Origin of the sequence: Streptomyces sediminimaris (genome assembly GCF_047049295.1) — a bacterium.
GTDB classification, from domain to species: domain Bacteria; phylum Actinomycetota; class Actinomycetes; order Streptomycetales; family Streptomycetaceae; genus Streptomyces; species Streptomyces sediminimaris.
Genome location: NZ_JBJWOT010000001.1, coordinates 7858257 through 7874990, shown reverse-complemented (window position 1 = coordinate 7874990; position 16734 = coordinate 7858257). Strand labels below are relative to the sequence as shown.

17 protein-coding genes and 1 pseudogene are annotated in these 16734 nt (G+C 71.8%); 7 read left to right on the top strand and 11 right to left on the bottom strand.

Features of this window, described 5'->3' with window-relative positions:
• Nucleotides 1–293: 293 nt before the first annotated feature.
• On the bottom strand, nucleotides 294–1805 hold the full coding sequence (locus ACJ9NR_RS36050; RefSeq protein WP_412492496.1) for an MFS transporter: 1512 nt from the start codon (nucleotides 1803–1805) through the stop codon (nucleotides 294–296).
• 40 nt (nucleotides 1806–1845) lie between these two features.
• Nucleotides 1846–3354, bottom strand: coding sequence for an MFS transporter (locus ACJ9NR_RS36045; RefSeq protein ID WP_412492495.1), 1509 nt, complete (start codon nucleotides 3352–3354; stop codon nucleotides 1846–1848).
• Between the two features lie 539 nt (nucleotides 3355–3893).
• On the opposite strand from ACJ9NR_RS36045, the gene ACJ9NR_RS36040 reads away from it, so the two are divergent.
• Nucleotides 3894–5228 (top strand): alpha/beta fold hydrolase, encoded by a 1335-nt coding sequence (locus ACJ9NR_RS36040; RefSeq protein ID WP_412492494.1) that lies wholly within the window; start codon nucleotides 3894–3896, stop codon nucleotides 5226–5228.
• Between the two features lie 59 nt (nucleotides 5229–5287).
• Here the strand turns inward: ACJ9NR_RS36040 and ACJ9NR_RS36035 are convergent, their stop codons facing one another.
• Nucleotides 5288–5533 (bottom strand): DUF5133 domain-containing protein, encoded by a 246-nt coding sequence (locus tag ACJ9NR_RS36035; RefSeq protein ID WP_412492493.1) that lies wholly within the window; start codon nucleotides 5531–5533, stop codon nucleotides 5288–5290.
• A 345-nt stretch (nucleotides 5534–5878) separates the two neighbouring features.
• Here ACJ9NR_RS36035 and ACJ9NR_RS36030 point away from each other — a divergent pair, with 345 nt between their 5' ends.
• Entirely contained in the window at nucleotides 5879–6232 is a 354-nt protein-coding gene (locus tag ACJ9NR_RS36030) for a VOC family protein (RefSeq protein WP_412492492.1), read from the top strand.
• Nucleotides 6233–6299: 67 nt separating this feature from the next.
• Here the strand turns inward: ACJ9NR_RS36030 and ACJ9NR_RS36025 are convergent, their stop codons facing one another.
• From ACJ9NR_RS36025 to ACJ9NR_RS36015, 3 genes are all read right to left on the bottom strand, one after another.
• Nucleotides 6300–7283: a L,D-transpeptidase gene (locus ACJ9NR_RS36025; protein ID WP_412492491.1), complete on the bottom strand. Its 984-nt coding sequence runs from the start codon at nucleotides 7281–7283 to the stop codon at nucleotides 6300–6302.
• Nucleotides 7284–7420: 137 nt separating this feature from the next.
• Nucleotides 7421–7663, bottom strand: a complete 243-nt coding sequence (locus tag ACJ9NR_RS36020; protein WP_412492490.1) for a hypothetical protein — start codon at nucleotides 7661–7663, stop codon at nucleotides 7421–7423.
• A 126-nt stretch (nucleotides 7664–7789) separates the two neighbouring features.
• Nucleotides 7790–8527 (bottom strand): TetR/AcrR family transcriptional regulator, encoded by a 738-nt coding sequence (locus ACJ9NR_RS36015; protein ID WP_412492489.1) that lies wholly within the window; start codon nucleotides 8525–8527, stop codon nucleotides 7790–7792.
• A 95-nt stretch (nucleotides 8528–8622) separates the two neighbouring features.
• Between ACJ9NR_RS36015 and ACJ9NR_RS36010 the strand changes: the two genes are divergently transcribed.
• Both ACJ9NR_RS36010 and ACJ9NR_RS36005 read left to right on the top strand, forming a co-directional pair.
• The gene (locus ACJ9NR_RS36010; protein ID WP_412492488.1) at nucleotides 8623–10068 is read left to right on the top strand and encodes an MFS transporter; all 1446 of its coding nucleotides are present in this window, start codon (nucleotides 8623–8625) and stop codon (nucleotides 10066–10068) included.
• Between the two features lie 214 nt (nucleotides 10069–10282).
• Nucleotides 10283–10981, top strand: a complete 699-nt coding sequence (locus ACJ9NR_RS36005) for an NAD(P)-dependent oxidoreductase (RefSeq protein WP_412492487.1) — start codon at nucleotides 10283–10285, stop codon at nucleotides 10979–10981.
• Between the two features lie 81 nt (nucleotides 10982–11062).
• Here ACJ9NR_RS36005 and ACJ9NR_RS36000 read toward each other — a convergent pair whose 3' ends face one another.
• From ACJ9NR_RS36000 to ACJ9NR_RS35985, 4 genes are all read right to left on the bottom strand, one after another.
• On the bottom strand, nucleotides 11063–11716 hold the full coding sequence (locus ACJ9NR_RS36000) for a fasciclin domain-containing protein (RefSeq protein ID WP_412492486.1): 654 nt from the start codon (nucleotides 11714–11716) through the stop codon (nucleotides 11063–11065).
• 62 nt (nucleotides 11717–11778) lie between these two features.
• Nucleotides 11779–13371: a molybdopterin-dependent oxidoreductase gene (locus ACJ9NR_RS35995; RefSeq protein ID WP_412492485.1), complete on the bottom strand. Its 1593-nt coding sequence runs from the start codon at nucleotides 13369–13371 to the stop codon at nucleotides 11779–11781.
• A gap of 179 nt (nucleotides 13372–13550) precedes the next feature.
• Nucleotides 13551–14303 (bottom strand): anti-sigma factor, encoded by a 753-nt coding sequence (locus ACJ9NR_RS35990; protein WP_412492484.1) that lies wholly within the window; start codon nucleotides 14301–14303, stop codon nucleotides 13551–13553.
• Nucleotides 14300–14884 (bottom strand): sigma-70 family RNA polymerase sigma factor, encoded by a 585-nt coding sequence (locus ACJ9NR_RS35985; RefSeq protein ID WP_412492483.1) that lies wholly within the window; start codon nucleotides 14882–14884, stop codon nucleotides 14300–14302. The genes ACJ9NR_RS35990 and ACJ9NR_RS35985 overlap by 4 nt, the downstream gene beginning before the upstream one ends.
• A 438-nt stretch (nucleotides 14885–15322) precedes the next feature.
• On the opposite strand from ACJ9NR_RS35985, the pseudogene ACJ9NR_RS35980 reads away from it, so the two are divergent.
• Together ACJ9NR_RS35980 and ACJ9NR_RS35975 are read left to right on the top strand one after the other, a co-directional pair.
• Nucleotides 15323–15687 (top strand): annotated as a pseudogene (locus ACJ9NR_RS35980) (PhzF family phenazine biosynthesis protein); the annotation flags it as partial.
• Nucleotides 15684–15815, top strand: coding sequence for a hypothetical protein (locus ACJ9NR_RS35975; protein WP_412492482.1), 132 nt, complete (start codon nucleotides 15684–15686; stop codon nucleotides 15813–15815). The pseudogene ACJ9NR_RS35980 and the gene ACJ9NR_RS35975, both read left to right, overlap by 4 nt.
• 20 nt (nucleotides 15816–15835) lie before the next feature.
• Here the strand turns inward: ACJ9NR_RS35975 and ACJ9NR_RS35970 are convergent, their stop codons facing one another.
• Entirely contained in the window at nucleotides 15836–16051 is a 216-nt protein-coding gene (locus ACJ9NR_RS35970; RefSeq protein WP_412492959.1) for a hypothetical protein, read from the bottom strand.
• A gap of 229 nt (nucleotides 16052–16280) precedes the next feature.
• Here ACJ9NR_RS35970 and ACJ9NR_RS35965 point away from each other — a divergent pair, with 229 nt between their 5' ends.
• Nucleotides 16281–16727: an SRPBCC family protein gene (locus tag ACJ9NR_RS35965; protein ID WP_412492481.1), complete on the top strand. Its 447-nt coding sequence runs from the start codon at nucleotides 16281–16283 to the stop codon at nucleotides 16725–16727.
• Nucleotides 16728–16734 lie beyond the last annotated feature (7 nt).

Below are 16734 nucleotides of genomic sequence, written 5' to 3'. Positions count from 1 at the left end.
CACCCAACGGCCCTGCACGGAGGATGAGTCGGGACAGCGCCTCAGGGACGGCGACCGGCACGGGAGCGGCGACGGACGCGGGAGCAGCGACGGACGCGGCCGGCGAACGCCCGCGCCGCCACGTCGTCGAGGCCGCGGGGCAAGAAGTTCTCACCGGTCGTCGTGGTCGTCGCCCACGCGCCGTCCACGCAGGCGCGTCGGAACCGGCATGCGGTTCTCCGGTTCCCGCGGGCCGGTCGCGCGCGCGACGCCGTCGTACGGGCCCCGGTCGGCACGTCGTCCCTGAGACGGCCTCAGTTCTGGCGCGAGTGCAGATGACTGTGCGAGACCTCCGGCGGGCAGGGTCCCCCGTCACCGCGGCGATCGCGCCGCCAGTCGTGGACGGCGAGGACGAGCGAGCACACGATGGGACCGAGACCCAGGCCGACGGCGGTCGCCACGGCGGCATGGTAGTCGTGGGCGCCGGAGCCCAGGACGACGTAGAAGATGCCGGGCAGGGCGGCCGTGCCCACCGATCCGCCCAGCCGCTGCCCGGTCTGCAGGGCGCCGCCGGCCGCGCCGGCCATCCGTACGGGGACCTCCCGCAGGGTCATGGTGACGTTCGGGGCGATGACACAGCCGCTGCCCAGGCCGCCGACGAAGAGGACGGGCATGGTCAGCCAGGCGGCCACATGGGTGGGCGCCAGCAGCAGGATCAGCGCGGTGCCCCCCAGGCCGAGCGTCACACCGACCAGGCCGCACACCGTCAGCAGCCTGCCGAGCCGGTCCACGAGGCGTCCCGACACGGCCGCCGCACAGGCCGATCCGATCGCGAACGGTGTCACCGCGAGCCCCGAGCGCAACGGCGAGTAGCCCAGACCGTTCTGGAAGAACAGTGCGAAGACGAGCCACACACCGCTGAAGCCGACGAAGTACAACGTGCCCAGGGCGGCACCGGCGGCGTAGCCGCGCGTGGTCGTGACCAGCCGCGGATCCAGCAGCGGCTGGCCGTCGCGGGCCGCGACGCGTCGCTCCCAGCGGACGAAGCCGAACAGGAGGGCCAGGCTCACCGGGAAGAGCCACCACAGCCGCCGTACGCCGCCCGACTCGGCCATCACCAGCGGCAGCATCAGCGCCAGCACTCCGCACCCGAGGAGGGCGACGCCGCCGAGGTCGAGCCGCTCCCGGCGGGACGGTGACGTGCTGGGCAGCAGCCGGAGGCCCAGCAGCAGGGCCACGGCGCCGACCGGGACGTTGACGTAGAAGATCCAGCGCCAGCCCTGGGGGCCGTTGGCGAGGGTGAGGACGAGGCCGCCCACGATCGGGCCCACGGCGCTGGAGATGCCCACGACCGCGCCGAACAGGCCGAAGGCGCGCCCGCGTTCGGCTCCGCGGAACATCTGCTGGATGAGGGCGGAGTTCTGCGGGGCGAGACAGCCCGCGGCGGCGCCCTGGGCGAGACGGGCTGCCACCAGGAGCGTGATGCTGGGTGCGGCGCCCGCCGCCGCGCTGCACAGCACGAAGGCCGCCAGGGCCAACAGGAAGATACGGCGCCTGCCGATCGCGTCGCCGAGGCGGCCGGCGGTGACGAGGACCAGGGCGAAGCTGAGGGCGTAGCCGGAGACCACCCACTGGATGGCGGGTGCCGACGCGTGGAGGTCGTGCTGCATCGACGGGAGCGCCACCGACACGATCGTCACGTCCAGCAGGCTCATGAACCCGGCCACGAGCGTGACCCACAGCGCCTTCCACCGCCGGGGGTCGGCTCCTTCCGCCGGCTGTGTCGGCACCGCTCCTCCTTCGCCTGCCCCCGGCCCTGGTTCCATCAGGCTTCCCCCTTTTGGTCGGGCTTGCCACGTGTGCCCGTCAGAACCTCGGCGCCGGTGCCTGGCTCTCCACCATCCGGGCGGCCTCCTCGGGAGTGGCGACGGACGGCGGCGAGCCGGCCAGCGGCCGCCGCGCCGACTCCCGCGTGCACGCCACGGCGATCGCACCGACGACGGTCGCGGCGATGACGTAGAAGGCGGGCATGAGCTCGTTGCCGGTCCCGGAGATCAGCGCGGTGATGACGAAGGGCGTGGTGCCGCCGAAGACGGAGACCGCGACGTTGTAGCCGATGGACAGGGAGCCGTAGCGCACGTGCGTCGGGAACAGCGCGGGCAGCGTCGCGGACATGGTGCCGAGCAGGCAGACCAGCGACAGTCCCAGCATCAGCATCGCGGCCGACACCGCCCACAGACTGCCCTGCCTGACCAGCAGGAAGGCCGGGAGGGACAGCAGGACGAACCCCAGCATCCCCGTCATCAGCAGGGGTTTCCGGCCGAACCTGTCGCTCCACCGGCCCACCCGGTTGATGATCAGCATGAGCACCGCCATGGTGGCGATCAGGATGAGCAGGCCGTGCGTGTCGGAGTAGCCCATCTCGTCCGACAGGTACGTCGGCATGTACGACAGGAGCATGTAGTCGGCGATGTTGTAGGCGCCGACCAGGCAGATGCACAGGATCAGGGTCGGCCAGTAGTCGCGGAAGATCTTCGCGACGTCCCCGGTGCTGGTCGTCTCGACGCCGGAGGCGGCGTCGGAAGCCCGGTGCACGGAGCCGTCCTCCAGCTTCCGGAAGGCGGGCGTCTCGTCCAGCCGGAGCCGCAGATACAGACCGATCACCCCGATGGGACCGGCCACCAGGAACGGCACCCGCCAGCCCCACTGCTCCATGCCGCCGCCGTCCAGCACCGCGGTCAGGATCGTCACCAGTCCGGCCGCGCCGACGTACCCGGCGAGCGTCCCCAGCTCGAGGAAGCTGCCGTAGAAGCCACGGCGCAGATCGGGCGCGTACTCGGCGATGAAGGTGGAGGCGCCGCCGTACTCGCCGCCGGTGGAGAAGCCCTGGATGAGCCGGAAGAAGATCAGCAGGGCCGGGGACCAGAAGCCGATGGTGGCGTACGAGGGAAGCAGGCCGATCGAGAAGGTGCCGAGCGCCATCAGGATCATCGTCAGGGCGAGGACCTGCTTGCGGCCGATCCTGTCACCCATCGGCCCGAAGACCACACCGCCGAGGGGGCGCACGAAGAACGCCACCGCGAAGGTCGCGAACGAGGACAGCAGCTGGACCGTGTCGCTCCCGGACGGGAAGAAGACATGGCCGATGGTGACCGCGAGGTAGCTGTAGATCCCGAAGTCGAACCACTCCATGGCGTTGCCGAGCGAGGCCGCCTTCACCGCCCTCTTGACGGCTGCCTCGTCGGTGACGGTGATGTCGGTGCGTCGCAGGGGCGGATTCCTGCGCCGCCGGACGGCCCTGAACAGGGACCGGTGACGCCTGACCGCCCCCGGGTCCGCCTCGGCGGCGAGGAGACCGGACTCGTTGTCCGTCATGAACACGCTCCTTTCGGCCCGGCACGGACACGCTCCTTTCGGCCCGGCCCGGCACGGCTTGCCGCGAGATCGTCTGCTCACCGAGGGCTCTCGCAAACCGGTGAGGGGCCGAAGACGATCGCGACGCCGGTCCGAGTACCCAAACCTGGCGGGCGGGACCCCTTTCATGATCCGGACGGGCGGGAGCTGACCGCAGGCGCGGGCCGAGCGGCGGTGGGCGGGCTGGGTCCGGACGGAGCCGGGCCGAGCCGAGCCGGGCTTCGGACCGAGCCGCGCGCCGGGCCACGCGGGCTGCACCCCCGGAAGCCGCTCACCGCCCGTCACATTACTGAAACGTAACCTTCCAGGTGCTACCCCCGGTAACACCTTCGCCGATACCGTCCTGACACCTCGTCTAAGAGTGGCGCGGGGCGAGGGCGCGGTGGGACGACCGTGCCCCGGCGCCGCAGGGCCCCTCCCCCACCGGCCTGCCCCCGCCAGGCCGTCAGCCGACCGAGCCGCAGGTCGAGGCTCGGCCTCCCCGACCCCGGAGGTCCGTCATGCCCGCATCAGCCCGCATACTGGCCGTCGCCGTCACGACCGCCGCATGCCTCGGCACCACCGCGCTCCCCGCGGTCGCGACGCCGACGGCGACGCACACCGACGCCGTGGTCTCCCGAGGCGTCACGATCCCGGAGTTCTACACGCCGCCCGCCGCACTGCCCGCCGCGAACGGCGCCCTCGTGCGCAGCGAACCCCTCCCCCTGGCGCTGAGCCTGCCGGGCCTCGACGGGCCGCTGCCCGGCGCCGCCACCCGCCTGATGTACAAGTCCACCGACTCGCGCGGCGAGCCCATGGCGGTCACCGGCGCCTACATCGAACCCACCGCCGCCTGGCACGGCCGCGGCGACCGGCCGCTCGTCGCCGTGGCGCCGGGCACCATGGGCCAGGGCGACCAGTGTGCCGCCTCCCTCGGCCTGGAGCACCCCCTCACCCTCAACGGCCAAACGGTGTCCATCGGTTACGAGGATCTGGCGATCTACCGTCTCCTGGCCAGAGGCATCGCCGTCGTCGTCACCGACTACGCCGGACTGGGCACGACGGACCGGCTGCACACCTACGTCAACAGAGTGGACGAGGGCCACGCGGTGCTCGACGCCGTCCGCGCCGCGCGCTCGCTCAGCGGTACGTCGATCACGTCCGCCTCGCGTGTGGGCCTGTTCGGCTACAGCCAGGGCGGCGGCGCCACCGCGGCCGCCGCCGAACTGCAGGCGGCCTACGCTCCCGACGTCACCCTCTCCGGAACCTACGCGGGCGCCCCGCCGGCCGACCTGGTCGCGGTCACCAAGGCGATCGACGGCAGCGAGCTGGCGGGCGCCCTGGGCTGGTCGGTCAACGGGTTCCTGGAGTCCGACCCCGCGCTGAAGCCGATCGCCGACGCCCACCTCAACGCGGCGGGGCGGGCAGCCCTCAAGGACCTGTCGACCATGTGTGTCGGCGACGCGCTCTTCGCCTACGGCGGCTCGCACAGCACCAGCTGGACCACGGACGGCCGCACCATCAGCGACATCATCCGGTCCGAGCCAGCCCTGACCGACTTCCTGGACCGGCAGCGCATCGGCACGCTGGCGCCCGCCTCACCGGTACGGCTGGCCACCGGCACCAGCGACAACCTCGTACCGCACGCACAGGCCCGCCAACTCGCCGTCGACTGGTGCGCCAAGGGCGCCGACGTGACGTACAAGCCCGTCACCCTGCCCGGCCTGGGCAGCGCCCTGATCAACCACTTCGCCCCGCTGCTCGCCGACCAGGGGGACGCCATCTCCTGGCTGACCGACCGCTTCGACGCCGAGCCGGCCACGTCCAACTGCTCGGCGCTGCCCGGCCTCTCCTGACCGCAGCCGCGGGCCGGCGGGCACCCGGCCCGCCGGCCCGCGGCTGCGGGAACCCGCCGCTACGCTGCCAGGGTCTCCTCCTCCTGAGCCACCCCCGCGCGGCCGGCACGATACTGCTCCATGAGCAGGTCCGCCGTGCTCAGGGCCTGCTCCACGGTGCGGGAGGCGGTCATGACGCACAGCGTGTAGGTCACGTCCTCCAGGGCACGGCTGCTGCGGCCGGTGGGACACACGTCGTGCTCGATCCGCGCCTGGGCGAACCGGGCCAGCACCGCACGCAGTTCCTTCTCCGCCGGTACCATCATGGCGATTTCCCCTCTCCCGCACAGCACAGCTCGCGCGTGGGCGTACGCCACCGCGAGAAGTCAGAATTGATCGGTGGCGTCCTCGCCACCGGGCGACGCCGAGCGGCGTCGGATACACCCCCAAGTGCCCCGCCGCGGGAGATACATACCTTCACAGGCCAAACATCCGCCGTACGGCGCAACCTCCGTCGCTCACCACGCACCGCGGCCCCAGGAGGATCGAAGCACCCGGGGCAGGCCGCGTCTGGCGGCGTGGAGGTGAACGACGTCTTCCCGGACGCGCCCCGGGCAGCCCCTCGGACGCGATCCGGCCCGTGCCCGTCGCGATCCTGGCAGGATGGCCGCATGGAACGTGTGCTCGGAATCGGTGGTTACTTCCTGCGGGCCGCCGACCCCGCGGCCCTCAGCGCCTGGTACCGCGACCGTCTGGGGCTGGACGCCGACGACAACGGCCTGTGGCGTCAGCAGACGGGACCCACGGTGTTCGCGACGTTCGAGTCCCGGACCGACTACTTCGGCTCCGACTCCCAGCGGACCATGCTCAACTTCCGGGTCCGTGACCTGGACGCGATGCTCGCGCAGCTGCGCGCCGGCGGGGCGGACGTGGCCGACGAGACGCAGGAGATGGACGGCGTCGGCCGATTCGGCTGGGTCACCGATCCGGAGGGCAACCGGATCGAGCTGTGGCAGCCGGCCTGACCGCGCCCGCCGCGACGAGGAGACCGGCGGCGGGAGGGGCCGCTGTCCCCGTCGCGGCGGCGGCAGGTCACAGCGCGCCGGTCGTCGACTCTCCGGACGCGCTGCCCGCGAGCCACTGGTCCCAGCTCAGGTCGAAGGAGGCGTAGCCGTTGTCGGCCGGGGCCTTGGCGCGGGGCGAGCCGGTGATGGTGACGGGGTCGCCCTGCTTGACCTGGCCGTAGAACCACTTGGCGTCCGACATGGACAGGTGGACGCAGCCGTGCGAGCCGCGGGCGCTGCCGCTGCCCGGGTTCGGGTCGCCGGTCGAGTAGTGCACGTACGTGCCGGACCGGGTCAGGTGCACGTCCCAGGGCAGCGTCAGGTCGTAGTAGTTCGGGCTGCCCTTGTCGCAGCTGATACCGACGCTGCAGGAGGTCATGTGGACCTTCTTCTGCTTGTCGATGACGGCCATGGTGCCGTTCCAGGTCGGGTACTGGGCGCTCCCGGCGTTGATCGAGAGGGTGCGCACGACCTGGCCGTTGCGGGTCACCTTCATGGTGTGGCCGGTCACCGAGACATCCGCGCGCACGTCGTCACCGATCTTGAAGGTGTGCGTGTAGCCGTGCACGCCGTAGCGGCCGTTGCCGTTGCCGACGTCCTTCAGTTCGGCGTCGATCTTCACCGTGGTGCCGGAGGGCCAGTACGTCTTCGGGCGCCAGTCGGCGCGCCGGTCGCCGAACCAGTGCCAGGCACCGGTCACCGGTCGGGAGGCGCTGACCTTCATGTGCTTCTCGACCGTGGCCCGCGCCTTGGGCGCCACCGGGTTCGTGAAGATCACCGATATCGGCATGGCCACGCCGACCGTGGTGCCCGACTGCGGGGTTATCGTGTCGAGCAGCATCGGCGGGCCCTTGGGCTTCGTCGGCGACGGCGAGGCACTCGCACTCGGCTTCCCCGACGCCTTTCCCTCGTCCCCGCTCGCCTTGTCACTGCCGCCGCCGCAGGCACTGGTGCCCACCAGCACCGCGACCGTGACCAGTGCGATCCCTATGCCGCCCTTGCGCCCTCGCACGCCTGCCCCACTCTCTTGCTCTCCAGTTCGGATGAACCCTGCTTACCGTCAGAGTGCGCCAATGTGGGTGGCAGTTTCCTGAAGCGCGTAAAGCATGCGTCAAAAATCGGACGATGTCCCGGTTGGACCGGGTCCGCTCAGACGCTCCCGCCGCCCGTACCGATGAGGCGGCCGACGAAGTCGATGGCGGCGCCGCCGAAGTCGACGAGGCTGTTGCCCGTCCCGCCGCCCGCCGGAGCCGTGCCGCCCGGCCCCGGGGCGCCCTCCCGGACGACGGCCGTCCGGGGAGCGGCCACGGCGGCCGGGCCGACTGCCGTGACGAGGGCGGTCCCCGCGACAACGACGGCGATCGCGGTACGGGCCAGGGGCTTGAGGTCCATGGTCATTCTCCTGGGGCGGAAAACCGGAATGGGAACCCCCTGAGGATAGGTGCCGATTTCGTCACGTTTTCGGCAACGCGCCCGTGTTTCGGCCACCCGGCCGTGCGGCCGGGTGGTGCAGGGCACTCACCGAGGGCCCGGGAGTCCGTCGATCATCAGGCCGAGCGTGAAGTCGAAGCGGTCGTGGGTCGTTCCGGCGGTGAGTTCGGCGGCGTAGCGCCTGGTCTGGGGGAAGGTGTCGGGCAGTGCGGCGAACCGGCGCAGGAGTTCCTCGCGGCTGACGACCCAGTCGCCGCCGCCGCGGCTGAGCCGCCGGTTCACCAGCGAGACCTCGAGGCTGTACGCGTTGACGTAGAGCATCAGCGAGTCGATCGCCCAGGCCGCGACCTGCGGGGCGATGCCTCCGGCGAGCAGGATGGCGAGCATTCCCTCGCTGACGCGCAGCGTGTCCAGGTTGGACGGGGCCGCGGCGAAGGCGGCCCGGGAGATGCCCGGGTAGCGCAGGTACTGGTCGCGCAGCTGGGTGCAGACGCCGATGATCTGCGTCCGCCAGGCGCCGGGGTCCGGATCGGGAAGGTCGATCTCGGCGCACAGCCGGCCGATGAGCAGTTCGTCCAGGTCCTCCTTGTTGACCACGTGGGCGTAGAGCGACGAGGGTCCCGTCTCCAGCGCGGTGGCCAGACGCCGCATGGTCAGGGCCTCGTAGCCCTCGCTCTCCACGATGCCGAACGCGGTGCCGATGATGGCGTCGACCGTGATCGGCTTCTTGCGGCCGCCGGAGGGCCCGCGCCGGCCCCCTCGTGCGTTCGGGTCCGTGCCGAGTCGGTGCCGCGCTGCGCGCCGTTCCTGCGGAGTCGGTGACATACGGCGGAGTCTAGCGGGTCTGCGAACAGTGTTCCGAGTCACTCCGAACGGTGTTCGCATTGTTCAGAACACTGATCTGCTGTAGAACAGTGTTCGTGTCTACTGACCAGCACATATCTCAAGCGCCCACCATCAGCCCGCTGCCGATGCGCACCGCGTGGCTCGTCCTGGCCGTCGTGGTCCTGGCCGACATCATGGATCTGATCGACTCCAGCGTCGCCAACCTCGCCGGCCCGTCCATCCGCGCCGACCTCGACGGGGGCCAGGTCACGGTGCAGTGGGTGCTGAGCGCCTACACCGCCGCCTTCGCACTCGGCCTGGTCACCTCGGGACGGCTCGGCGACCTGCTCGGACGCCGGCGGCTGTTCCTGCTCGGCATGACCGGCTTCACCCTGGCCTCGCTGGCCTGCGGCCTCGCCCCGGGCGTGGTCTTCCTGATCGTCGCCCGCACGCTGCAGGGCCTGTGCGGGTCGGTCATGATCCCGCAGGGCCTGGCTCTGGTGAAGGTCGTCTTTCCGCCCCAGCAGCTGCGCAAGGCGCTGACCCCGGTCGGCCCGCTGATGGGCCTGACCATGGTGGCCGGGCCCATCCTGGCCGGCTGGCTGCTCCATCTGGACCTGTTCGGCAGCGGGTGGCGCTCCATCTTCCTGATCAACGTCCCGTTCGGTGTGGTCGCCCTCCTGCTCGGCCGGCGGGTCCTGCCCCGTCACGGCGGCGAGGACCGGACCGCCCGCCTCGACCTCACCGGTGTCGCCCTGCTCACCGCGGCGTCGGCCCTGCTCATCGTCCCGCTCATCCAGGGACGCGAACTCGGCTGGCCCGCCTGGACCTACGGCATGATGGCCGCCGCGGCCGGCCTGCTCGCCCTGTTCGTCGTCTCCCAGCGTCGCAGCAGGCACCCGGTGATCACACCGACGCTGTTCCGCAAGCGCGGATTCGTCGTCGGCCTGGTCATCGTGGCCGGTTTCTACGCCTCACTCAGCGCCTTCGTCCTCGTCGTCAACCTGCTGTTGCAGCAGGGCCTGCACTGGACGCCGCTGCGCACCGGCCTGTCGCTGATCCCCTGGGCCCTCGGCACCGCCGTCGCGGTGCTGCTCGCGGGCGCCGTGCTCGCCGAGAGGCTGGGCCGCGCGAGCCTGCACCTGGGGCTGTTCCTCGCCGTCACCGGCCTGCTGGCGCTGTGGTGGTCCGTCGCCCACTGGGGGGCCGACGTCACGGTCTGGAATCTGGCACCCTCGCTGGTGCTCACCGGGTTCGGCTCCGGCCTCGTGTTCGTCCCGCTCGTCGACTTCGTCATCGGCGACGCCACCGCCGAGGAGGTCGGCAGCGGCGCGGGTCTGCTCAACGCCGTCCAGCAGTTCGCCGGCGCCGTCGGCGTCGCCGCCCTCGGTACCGTGTTCTTCGCCCGGGTCGGACACCCGTCGGCCCACTCCTACCTCAGCGCCACGGAACTGGTCCTCGGCATCGCGGCCGGCCTGAACCTGCTGACCTTCCTGCTGGTGGGACTGCTGCCCCGGCACGCCCGGCAGACGCACAGCTAGCGCCCACCGCGGGTGGGGAGGGCGAGCGCCCTGCCGGCGCGCCGGGCCGGCGCGGGACAGCCCCACCGGCGCACCCCTCGTGTGTCCCCCGTCTCCACCGGACGCCGGGTGTCACATTCAGCGCCGTAGGACTCCTCCCACATGACGACACCGTACGGACCGGCCGGACGCCGACACCGTCGTCCGCGGGAGGTCCGCAGGAGAGGGGAACGCAGTGAAGCTCGTCGTATTCGGGGCCAACGGAGCGACCGGACGCCAGGTCACCGCGCAGGCGATCGCCGCAGGACACACGGTCACCGCCGTCACACGGCGGCCCGAGGACTTCCCGCTGAGCCACCCGCGGCTGCACGTGGCCGGTGCGGACGTGCTCGACGCCGCCGCCGTCGAAAGCACCGTGGCCGGGCAGGACGCGGTGATCTCCACGCTCGGGGTCCCGTTCGCCCGGACGCCGGTCAGCGTGTACTCGGAGGGCGTCACCCACATCGCGCAGGCCATGACCGAGCACGGCGTACGGCGTCTGGTCTGCGTCACCTCGACCGTGCTCTTCGGTGTGCCGGCACCCGGTGAGACCCTCTTCTTCCGGAAAGTGCTCGAACCCCTCGTCGCGCGCACCGTCGGACGCACGGTCTACGAGGACATGCGCCGCATGGAGCGGATCGTCGGGGACACTGATCACGAGTGGACGGTCGTCCGGCCCGCCGGTCTCTTCGACACGGAGGCCGTCAGCGCCTACCAGGTCGCCACCTCGCGCCTTCCCGGCCGGTTCACCTCTCGCGCGGACCTGGCGGACGCGCTGGTGCGGGAGGCGACCGGCACCGGTCATGTGCGCGCCTTCATCGACGTCCGCACCACGGAAGGCGTTCCGGGCATCCTCGACGTCATCCGCAAGGAGGCGTTCGGCGGCAGGAAGTGACACGGGACAGCCGGCGCCGAGGCGTCCGCGCCCCTGACGCCGGGCACCGTCGGCGCGGCGCCCGGCGTCACTGACGGGATGTCAGCCGGTGGGCATGAGAACGCTGTCGATGATGTAGACGTTGGCGTTGGCGGTCCTGACGTTGCCGCAGACGACCTTGGCGGAGTCGTTGACCGTGTAGGACTCGCCCGATCCGGACGTGGTGAGCTTCGACTTCTCCAGGGTGGCGAAGGAGCCGTTCTCCAGGTCCGCCGGCGTCAGCTTCTTGCCCACCACGTGATAGGTGAGGATCTTCGTCAGCTGGGCCTTGTCGTTGAGGACCTTGTCCAGGGTCGCCTTCGGGATCTTCGCGAAGGCGTCGTTGGTCGGCGCGAACACGGTGATGTTCTGGGCGTTGTTGAGGGTGTCGACCAGGCCGGCCTTCTTGACCGCGGTGACCAGGGTGGACAGAGCCGGGTTGTTGGACGCGGCGGTGGCCACCGGGTCCTTGGCCATGCCGTCGAAGGATCCGGCGCCGCTCTTGGGCACCGACGAACAGGCCGGGCCGAACGGCTCGTCCATCGGCGACGCGCTGCTGCCCATGCCGTTGTCCGCCGCGGAGGTGGACGCCTTCGGTGAGGAGTCGGCCTTCGCGGAGTCGCTGCCGTTGCCGCTGCAGGCGCTCAACGCGAGCGGAAGCACGGCCGCGGCGGCCAGGGTGACGGCGGTACGGCGCATGCGGATACGGGGATTCATGGTGTTTCTCCTCTGGGTTGTCGCAGCGTGGGCTGCGCTGTCGGGGGTTGGGGGTCTGCCGGTCAGTCGACGGTCACGACCACGGAGTGGTGGCCGCTGGCACCGTCGGGGATGGTCCGGGTACGCCGGGCGGTCTGGACGTGGCCGTCGCGGTCGGTGGCGCGGACGGTGAGGGTGTGGCCGCCCTTGGTGGCCTGCCAGGGGAAGGACCACTGGCGCCAGGTGTCGCGGGAGTCCTCGGCCGCGAGGCGGGCCCCCTGCCAGGGGCCGTCGTCGACGCGCAGCTCGACCTTGTCGATGCCGCGGTGCTGGGCCCAGGCGACTCCGGCGACCATGACGGTGCCGGCCTTCGGGCGGGCGAAGGGCTTGGGGGTGTCGATGCGGGACTGGGTCTTGACGGGGGCCCGGCGGGCCCAGCTGCGCCTGACCCAGTAGCTGTCGTAGGCGTCGAAGGTGGTGAGTTCGATGTCCTCGATCCACTTGCAGGCGGAGACGTAGCCGTAGAGGCCGGGCACCACCATGCGGACGGGGAAGCCGTGGGTGAAGGGCAGGGGCCGGCCGTTCATGCCGAGGGCGAGGAGGGCGTCACGGCCGTCCATCACGTCCTCCACCGGGCTGCCGATGGTCATGCCGTCCACCGAACGGGCCACCAGCTGGTCGGCCGGGCCCCCCTTCGACGGTGGCTGCACACCGCAGTCGGCCAGCAGGCCGGCCAGTCGCACACCGATCCAGCGGGCGTTGCCGACGTAGGGGCCGCCGACCTCGTTCGACACGCAGGTCAGCGTGATGTCCCGCTCGATCAGCTCACGCCGCAGGAGATCGCCGAAGGAGAGGGTGAGCGGTCGGGTGACGCCCTTGCCGTGGATGCGCAGCCGCCAGGTCGTCGCGTCCACCTTGGGCACCACCAGGGCGGTGTCGACGCGGTAGAAGGACCCGTTCGGGGTGATGAAGGGGCTCACCCCCGGGATCCGCACCTGGGCGCCCTTGGGTACGGCGGGCGCGGCGGACGCGGGCGCCGGCAGGACGACCCGGTCGCGGGAGGCGACCGCGTCCTGCCCACGGGAGGCGTTCAGTGTCCGGCCCAGCGCTCCGGCGCCCGCCGACACGGCGGCAGCGGCGGTCGCGGCGATCACGAAGCCGCGGCGATCCCAGTCGGGTCCGCGGACGCCCTCCGCGCCGGGGGTTCCTGGCGCGAGACGGCCGACGAGGACGTACAGCAGGGCCGCGGCGACGACCGCACCCACCACGGAGGGCAGGGCGTCGGACGGGCCGGCCGAGTCGGGGCGGCTCGTCGCCGCGACCGCCCCGACGGCGCCGAACAGCAGAACACCCGCGGCACCGGTGCGGCGGAACCGCAGCGCGACCATTCCCAGCGCCAGTGCGAAAAGCGCCAGGACGGTGAGGATTCCGAGCTGGAGAACGAGTTTGTCGTTCGTGCCGAAATTCCGGATGGCCCAGTCCTTCACCGCGGCCGGTGTGCGATCGATCGCCGCGCCGCCGACCGCGATGACCGGACCGGCCTGCGGCCGTACCGCCGCCGACACCAGTTCGGCGACGGCCAGTGCGGCGAATCCGGCCAGGACACCGCTCAGTGCGCCCAGGAACGGCCGCGTCCGGCCGCGGCGTTGTCGTGGTTTCAGCTCGTCGTCGCTCACGTGGGGAATCCGGCCCCGAAAGACTTCCGGATTGGTCGGCCGCCCGATCGGACGAATGTTTTTCCCGGACCAATCCGAACCCGTGTCGGCTACGTATCATCGAATGTTGGGGGAATTCAGCGCAGGCCGATTTCGCACCCGATAACGCCGTCCTTCCGCGCCGGGAAGAAGTCGCGTACTCAGGTGGGGAAGCTCATCAGCGCGAGCGGGGCCGAGGTGGGCTTCTTCGAGCCGCCCGCGGGTTCGACGGTCACGCCCATGCCGGACGCGCCGTCGACGGCGCCCCGCATCAGGACGGCCTGGTCGCTGCGGCCGGGGTCCATGAGGCCCGCGGACCGCATGGTGCCGTCGTCGTCGAACCACAGCTGGTAGACCTTGCCACCGGGAGGATGTGCCATCCCGGAGACGACGAACACGGCTCTGTCCTGGCTCCTGGAGACGACGACGGTCCCGGTGGCACCGCCGCCCAGCTCGGCCGCCCGGGTCCTGGCGTCCGGGGCGGCCAGTACGGCGGCGATCTCGTCCGTCCCCTGTTCGGCCCGGCGCGCCTGGCTCAGGGCGTCCTCGGCACGCTGGTGCTGCCACACCGCCGTGCCGCCCAGCGCGGCCGCCGCCGCGAGGCATGCGGCCAGCGCCCAGCGCGACAGCACGCGCGCCCGCGGACCGGCACGGCGCGAACGGATCGGCGAAGGCCCTCCGGGCGCGTCCTGCCGGACGGTCGTGATCCGGTGCAGCACCTGATCGCGCAGCGCCGGACGCGGCGTGACGGACACGGCGAGACCGAGGCGGGCCGCGGTGGCGCAGAGTTCGGCGGTCTCCTGGGCGCACGGTTCGCAGCTCGCGAGGTGCCGCTCGAACGCGTCCCGCTCCTCGTCGGGCAGGGCGTCCAGGGCGTAGGCCCCCGTCATGCGGTGCAGGTCGGCGGTCATCATGCGGTCACCCCCAGGCAGTCGCGCAGCCGGATCAAGCCGTCGCGCAGTCGGGTCTTGACGGTGCCCAGCGGCAGCGTCAGCGCTTCCGCCACCTGGCGGTAGGTCAGTCCTCGGTAGTACGCCAGCGTGACCGCCTGGCGCTGGATCTCGGTCAGGGTGCGCAGACAGCGCCGCACCTGTTCGCGCTCCAACCGCGCCTCGATCTGTTCGCTCACCTCGTCGTACTCGGGCGTACGGTCCAGCAGCGCGGCCTTGTGGTCGCGGGCGGCCGCGGCCTCCACCGAACGCACGCGGTCCACGGCTCGGCGGTGCGCGAGGGTGAGGATCCAGTTGATGGCCGTCCCCCGGTCGGGGCGGTACCGGGGGGCGGTGCGCCACACTTCCACGAAGACCTCCTGGGCCACTTCCTCCGACTGCGCCCGGTCGCGCAGGACGGCACGGACGGCCCCCAGGACCGGACTCACCACGGCGTCGTAGACCGAGGCGAACGCGTCCTCGTCGCCCAGGGCCACCCGGCCCACCAGCTCCTGCAGGTCCGGTTCCGCCGAGGGATTCCTGCCGATGTGCACGGCTTCTTTCACGGGGTCCTCCGTGGTCGGGACATGTCCGGGCGTAATCCGAGGCCGCGAGGCCCGCGGATTGGTCCGGAGGCGAAGAAATCGCAGGTCGAACCCGGCTCGGAGGCCCGGCACCCGTGGAAGCGGGGAACTCGGCCACCGTGGCCGACCGCCCGCCCGGCCCCTGGAACCGCACCGGACATGTCGTCTGCCGGCGGCAGCCCTGTGGCGGCAGCCGATGGCTGCGGCGTGGTCGTGACCGGTCGCGGGCCTCCCCGCGCGCCTTCAGAGCGCCGAACCGTCGCCGGACCCCGCCCAGGCCGCCGGGAGCGACGAGTGCCGCACCAGTGCTTGGGCGAACGTCCGGGCGGCCGGTGCCGTCCACCGTCTGCGGTGCCGGGCCAGGCGTACCGGCACGTCGGCGAAGTGCGGTGAGCAGCTCACTCGCACCAGCCGCTGCCGGCGCCCGCGTCGCGGGCGCGACTGGCGGAACTGGCCCACGACTTCGACGGCCTCGCCGAGGTGATGCGCCGGTACGACTGGACCACCGTCCATCTGGTGTGGCGGGAGACGCCGGAGCGTTTCCACGCCCGGGACCCCTTCCCCGTCGGCGGTGTCGTGGAGGACCCGGCGACCGGGGCGGCGGCCGCGGCGTTCGGCGGATACCTCCGCACACTGGGTCTCGTGACCTCCCCGAGCAGGATCGAGATCCGCCAGGGAGAGGACATGGGCCCCCCAGCGACCTGCTGATCGACGTGGATCCGCGGGACACCCGTACACGGGTGACGGGACGGGCCGTGCCGATCGGCGATGCCGGCCGCTCGTGACGAGCCGGGCTCGGGCCCGCGGCCGCGAGGCCGTGCACGACCGCCGAGACGCGATCACCGCCGCCCTCCGGCACGACGACAGGACCGGACAGCCGATCCACCGCTCACTGATCGCCGACGGCCACTGACCGCCTGGAATCGATCGCCTCTAGTCGCTGCCGCGGTCCAGGACACGGCGGGCCGCCTCGGCCTCGGCCGCCGGCGGTGAGAGTTCGTCGAGGGTGTCGAGTGCGTCGTCCGACGCCAGTTCCTGCTCCCAGGCCGCGGCCAGGCGTTCCTGCTCCTCGTGCGGCCGGGCGCCGACGGCCTCCCGGTGCTCCGGGGCAAGGACTGCCAGGAATCGTTCGACCGCGTCCGTCGGCATATCCGTCGGCATAGGGGACTCCTTGTCGCGTCAAAGGGTGCCGCCCTGCGCCAGCATGGCAAAAGCACCCGTGGCCGGCCACCCGGCCCGGTCGGCGACGTGCCGCCGGCGCCGGGGCGCGGCTGCGCCGGCGCGGCGCGACCGGCGCCGCGCCGTTACGCTGACGGTGCTCGGCCCATCGGCTCACGCGTCGGCCGTGGCTCCCGGCGATGGCGGCACAGGAGGAATCGTGGCCGGTCGATTCGAGGCGACAGCCGAGATCAACCGCCCTGTCGAGGACGTGTTCGCCTTCCTCGCCGAGGGCACGAACGACCCCGCGTTCAGCCCCAGGGTCCAGGCGATAACGAAGACCCCGCAGGGGCCGACGGCGGTCGGCACGGTCTTCACGAGCACCGTCAGGGACGCCGGCATGAGGACCGGCCGGAGGTTCCGGATCACCGAACTGGAGGCTCCGCACCGGATCCGCTGGACGGAGATCTCCAAGAACGCCGTGACGGCGGACGAGGGCGGCTACGACCTGGAATCCACCGGTCCGGGCACGACCCGGGTGCGGATCTTCAACGTTCTCGAGGGCCACGGCATCGGAAAGCTGCTGGTGGGCCTCGCGCTGAGCGCGGCGCGCAAGGACGCGCCCGCCTTCGGACAGCGGATCAAGGCGGCGGTGGAGACTTCCTGAGGATCAT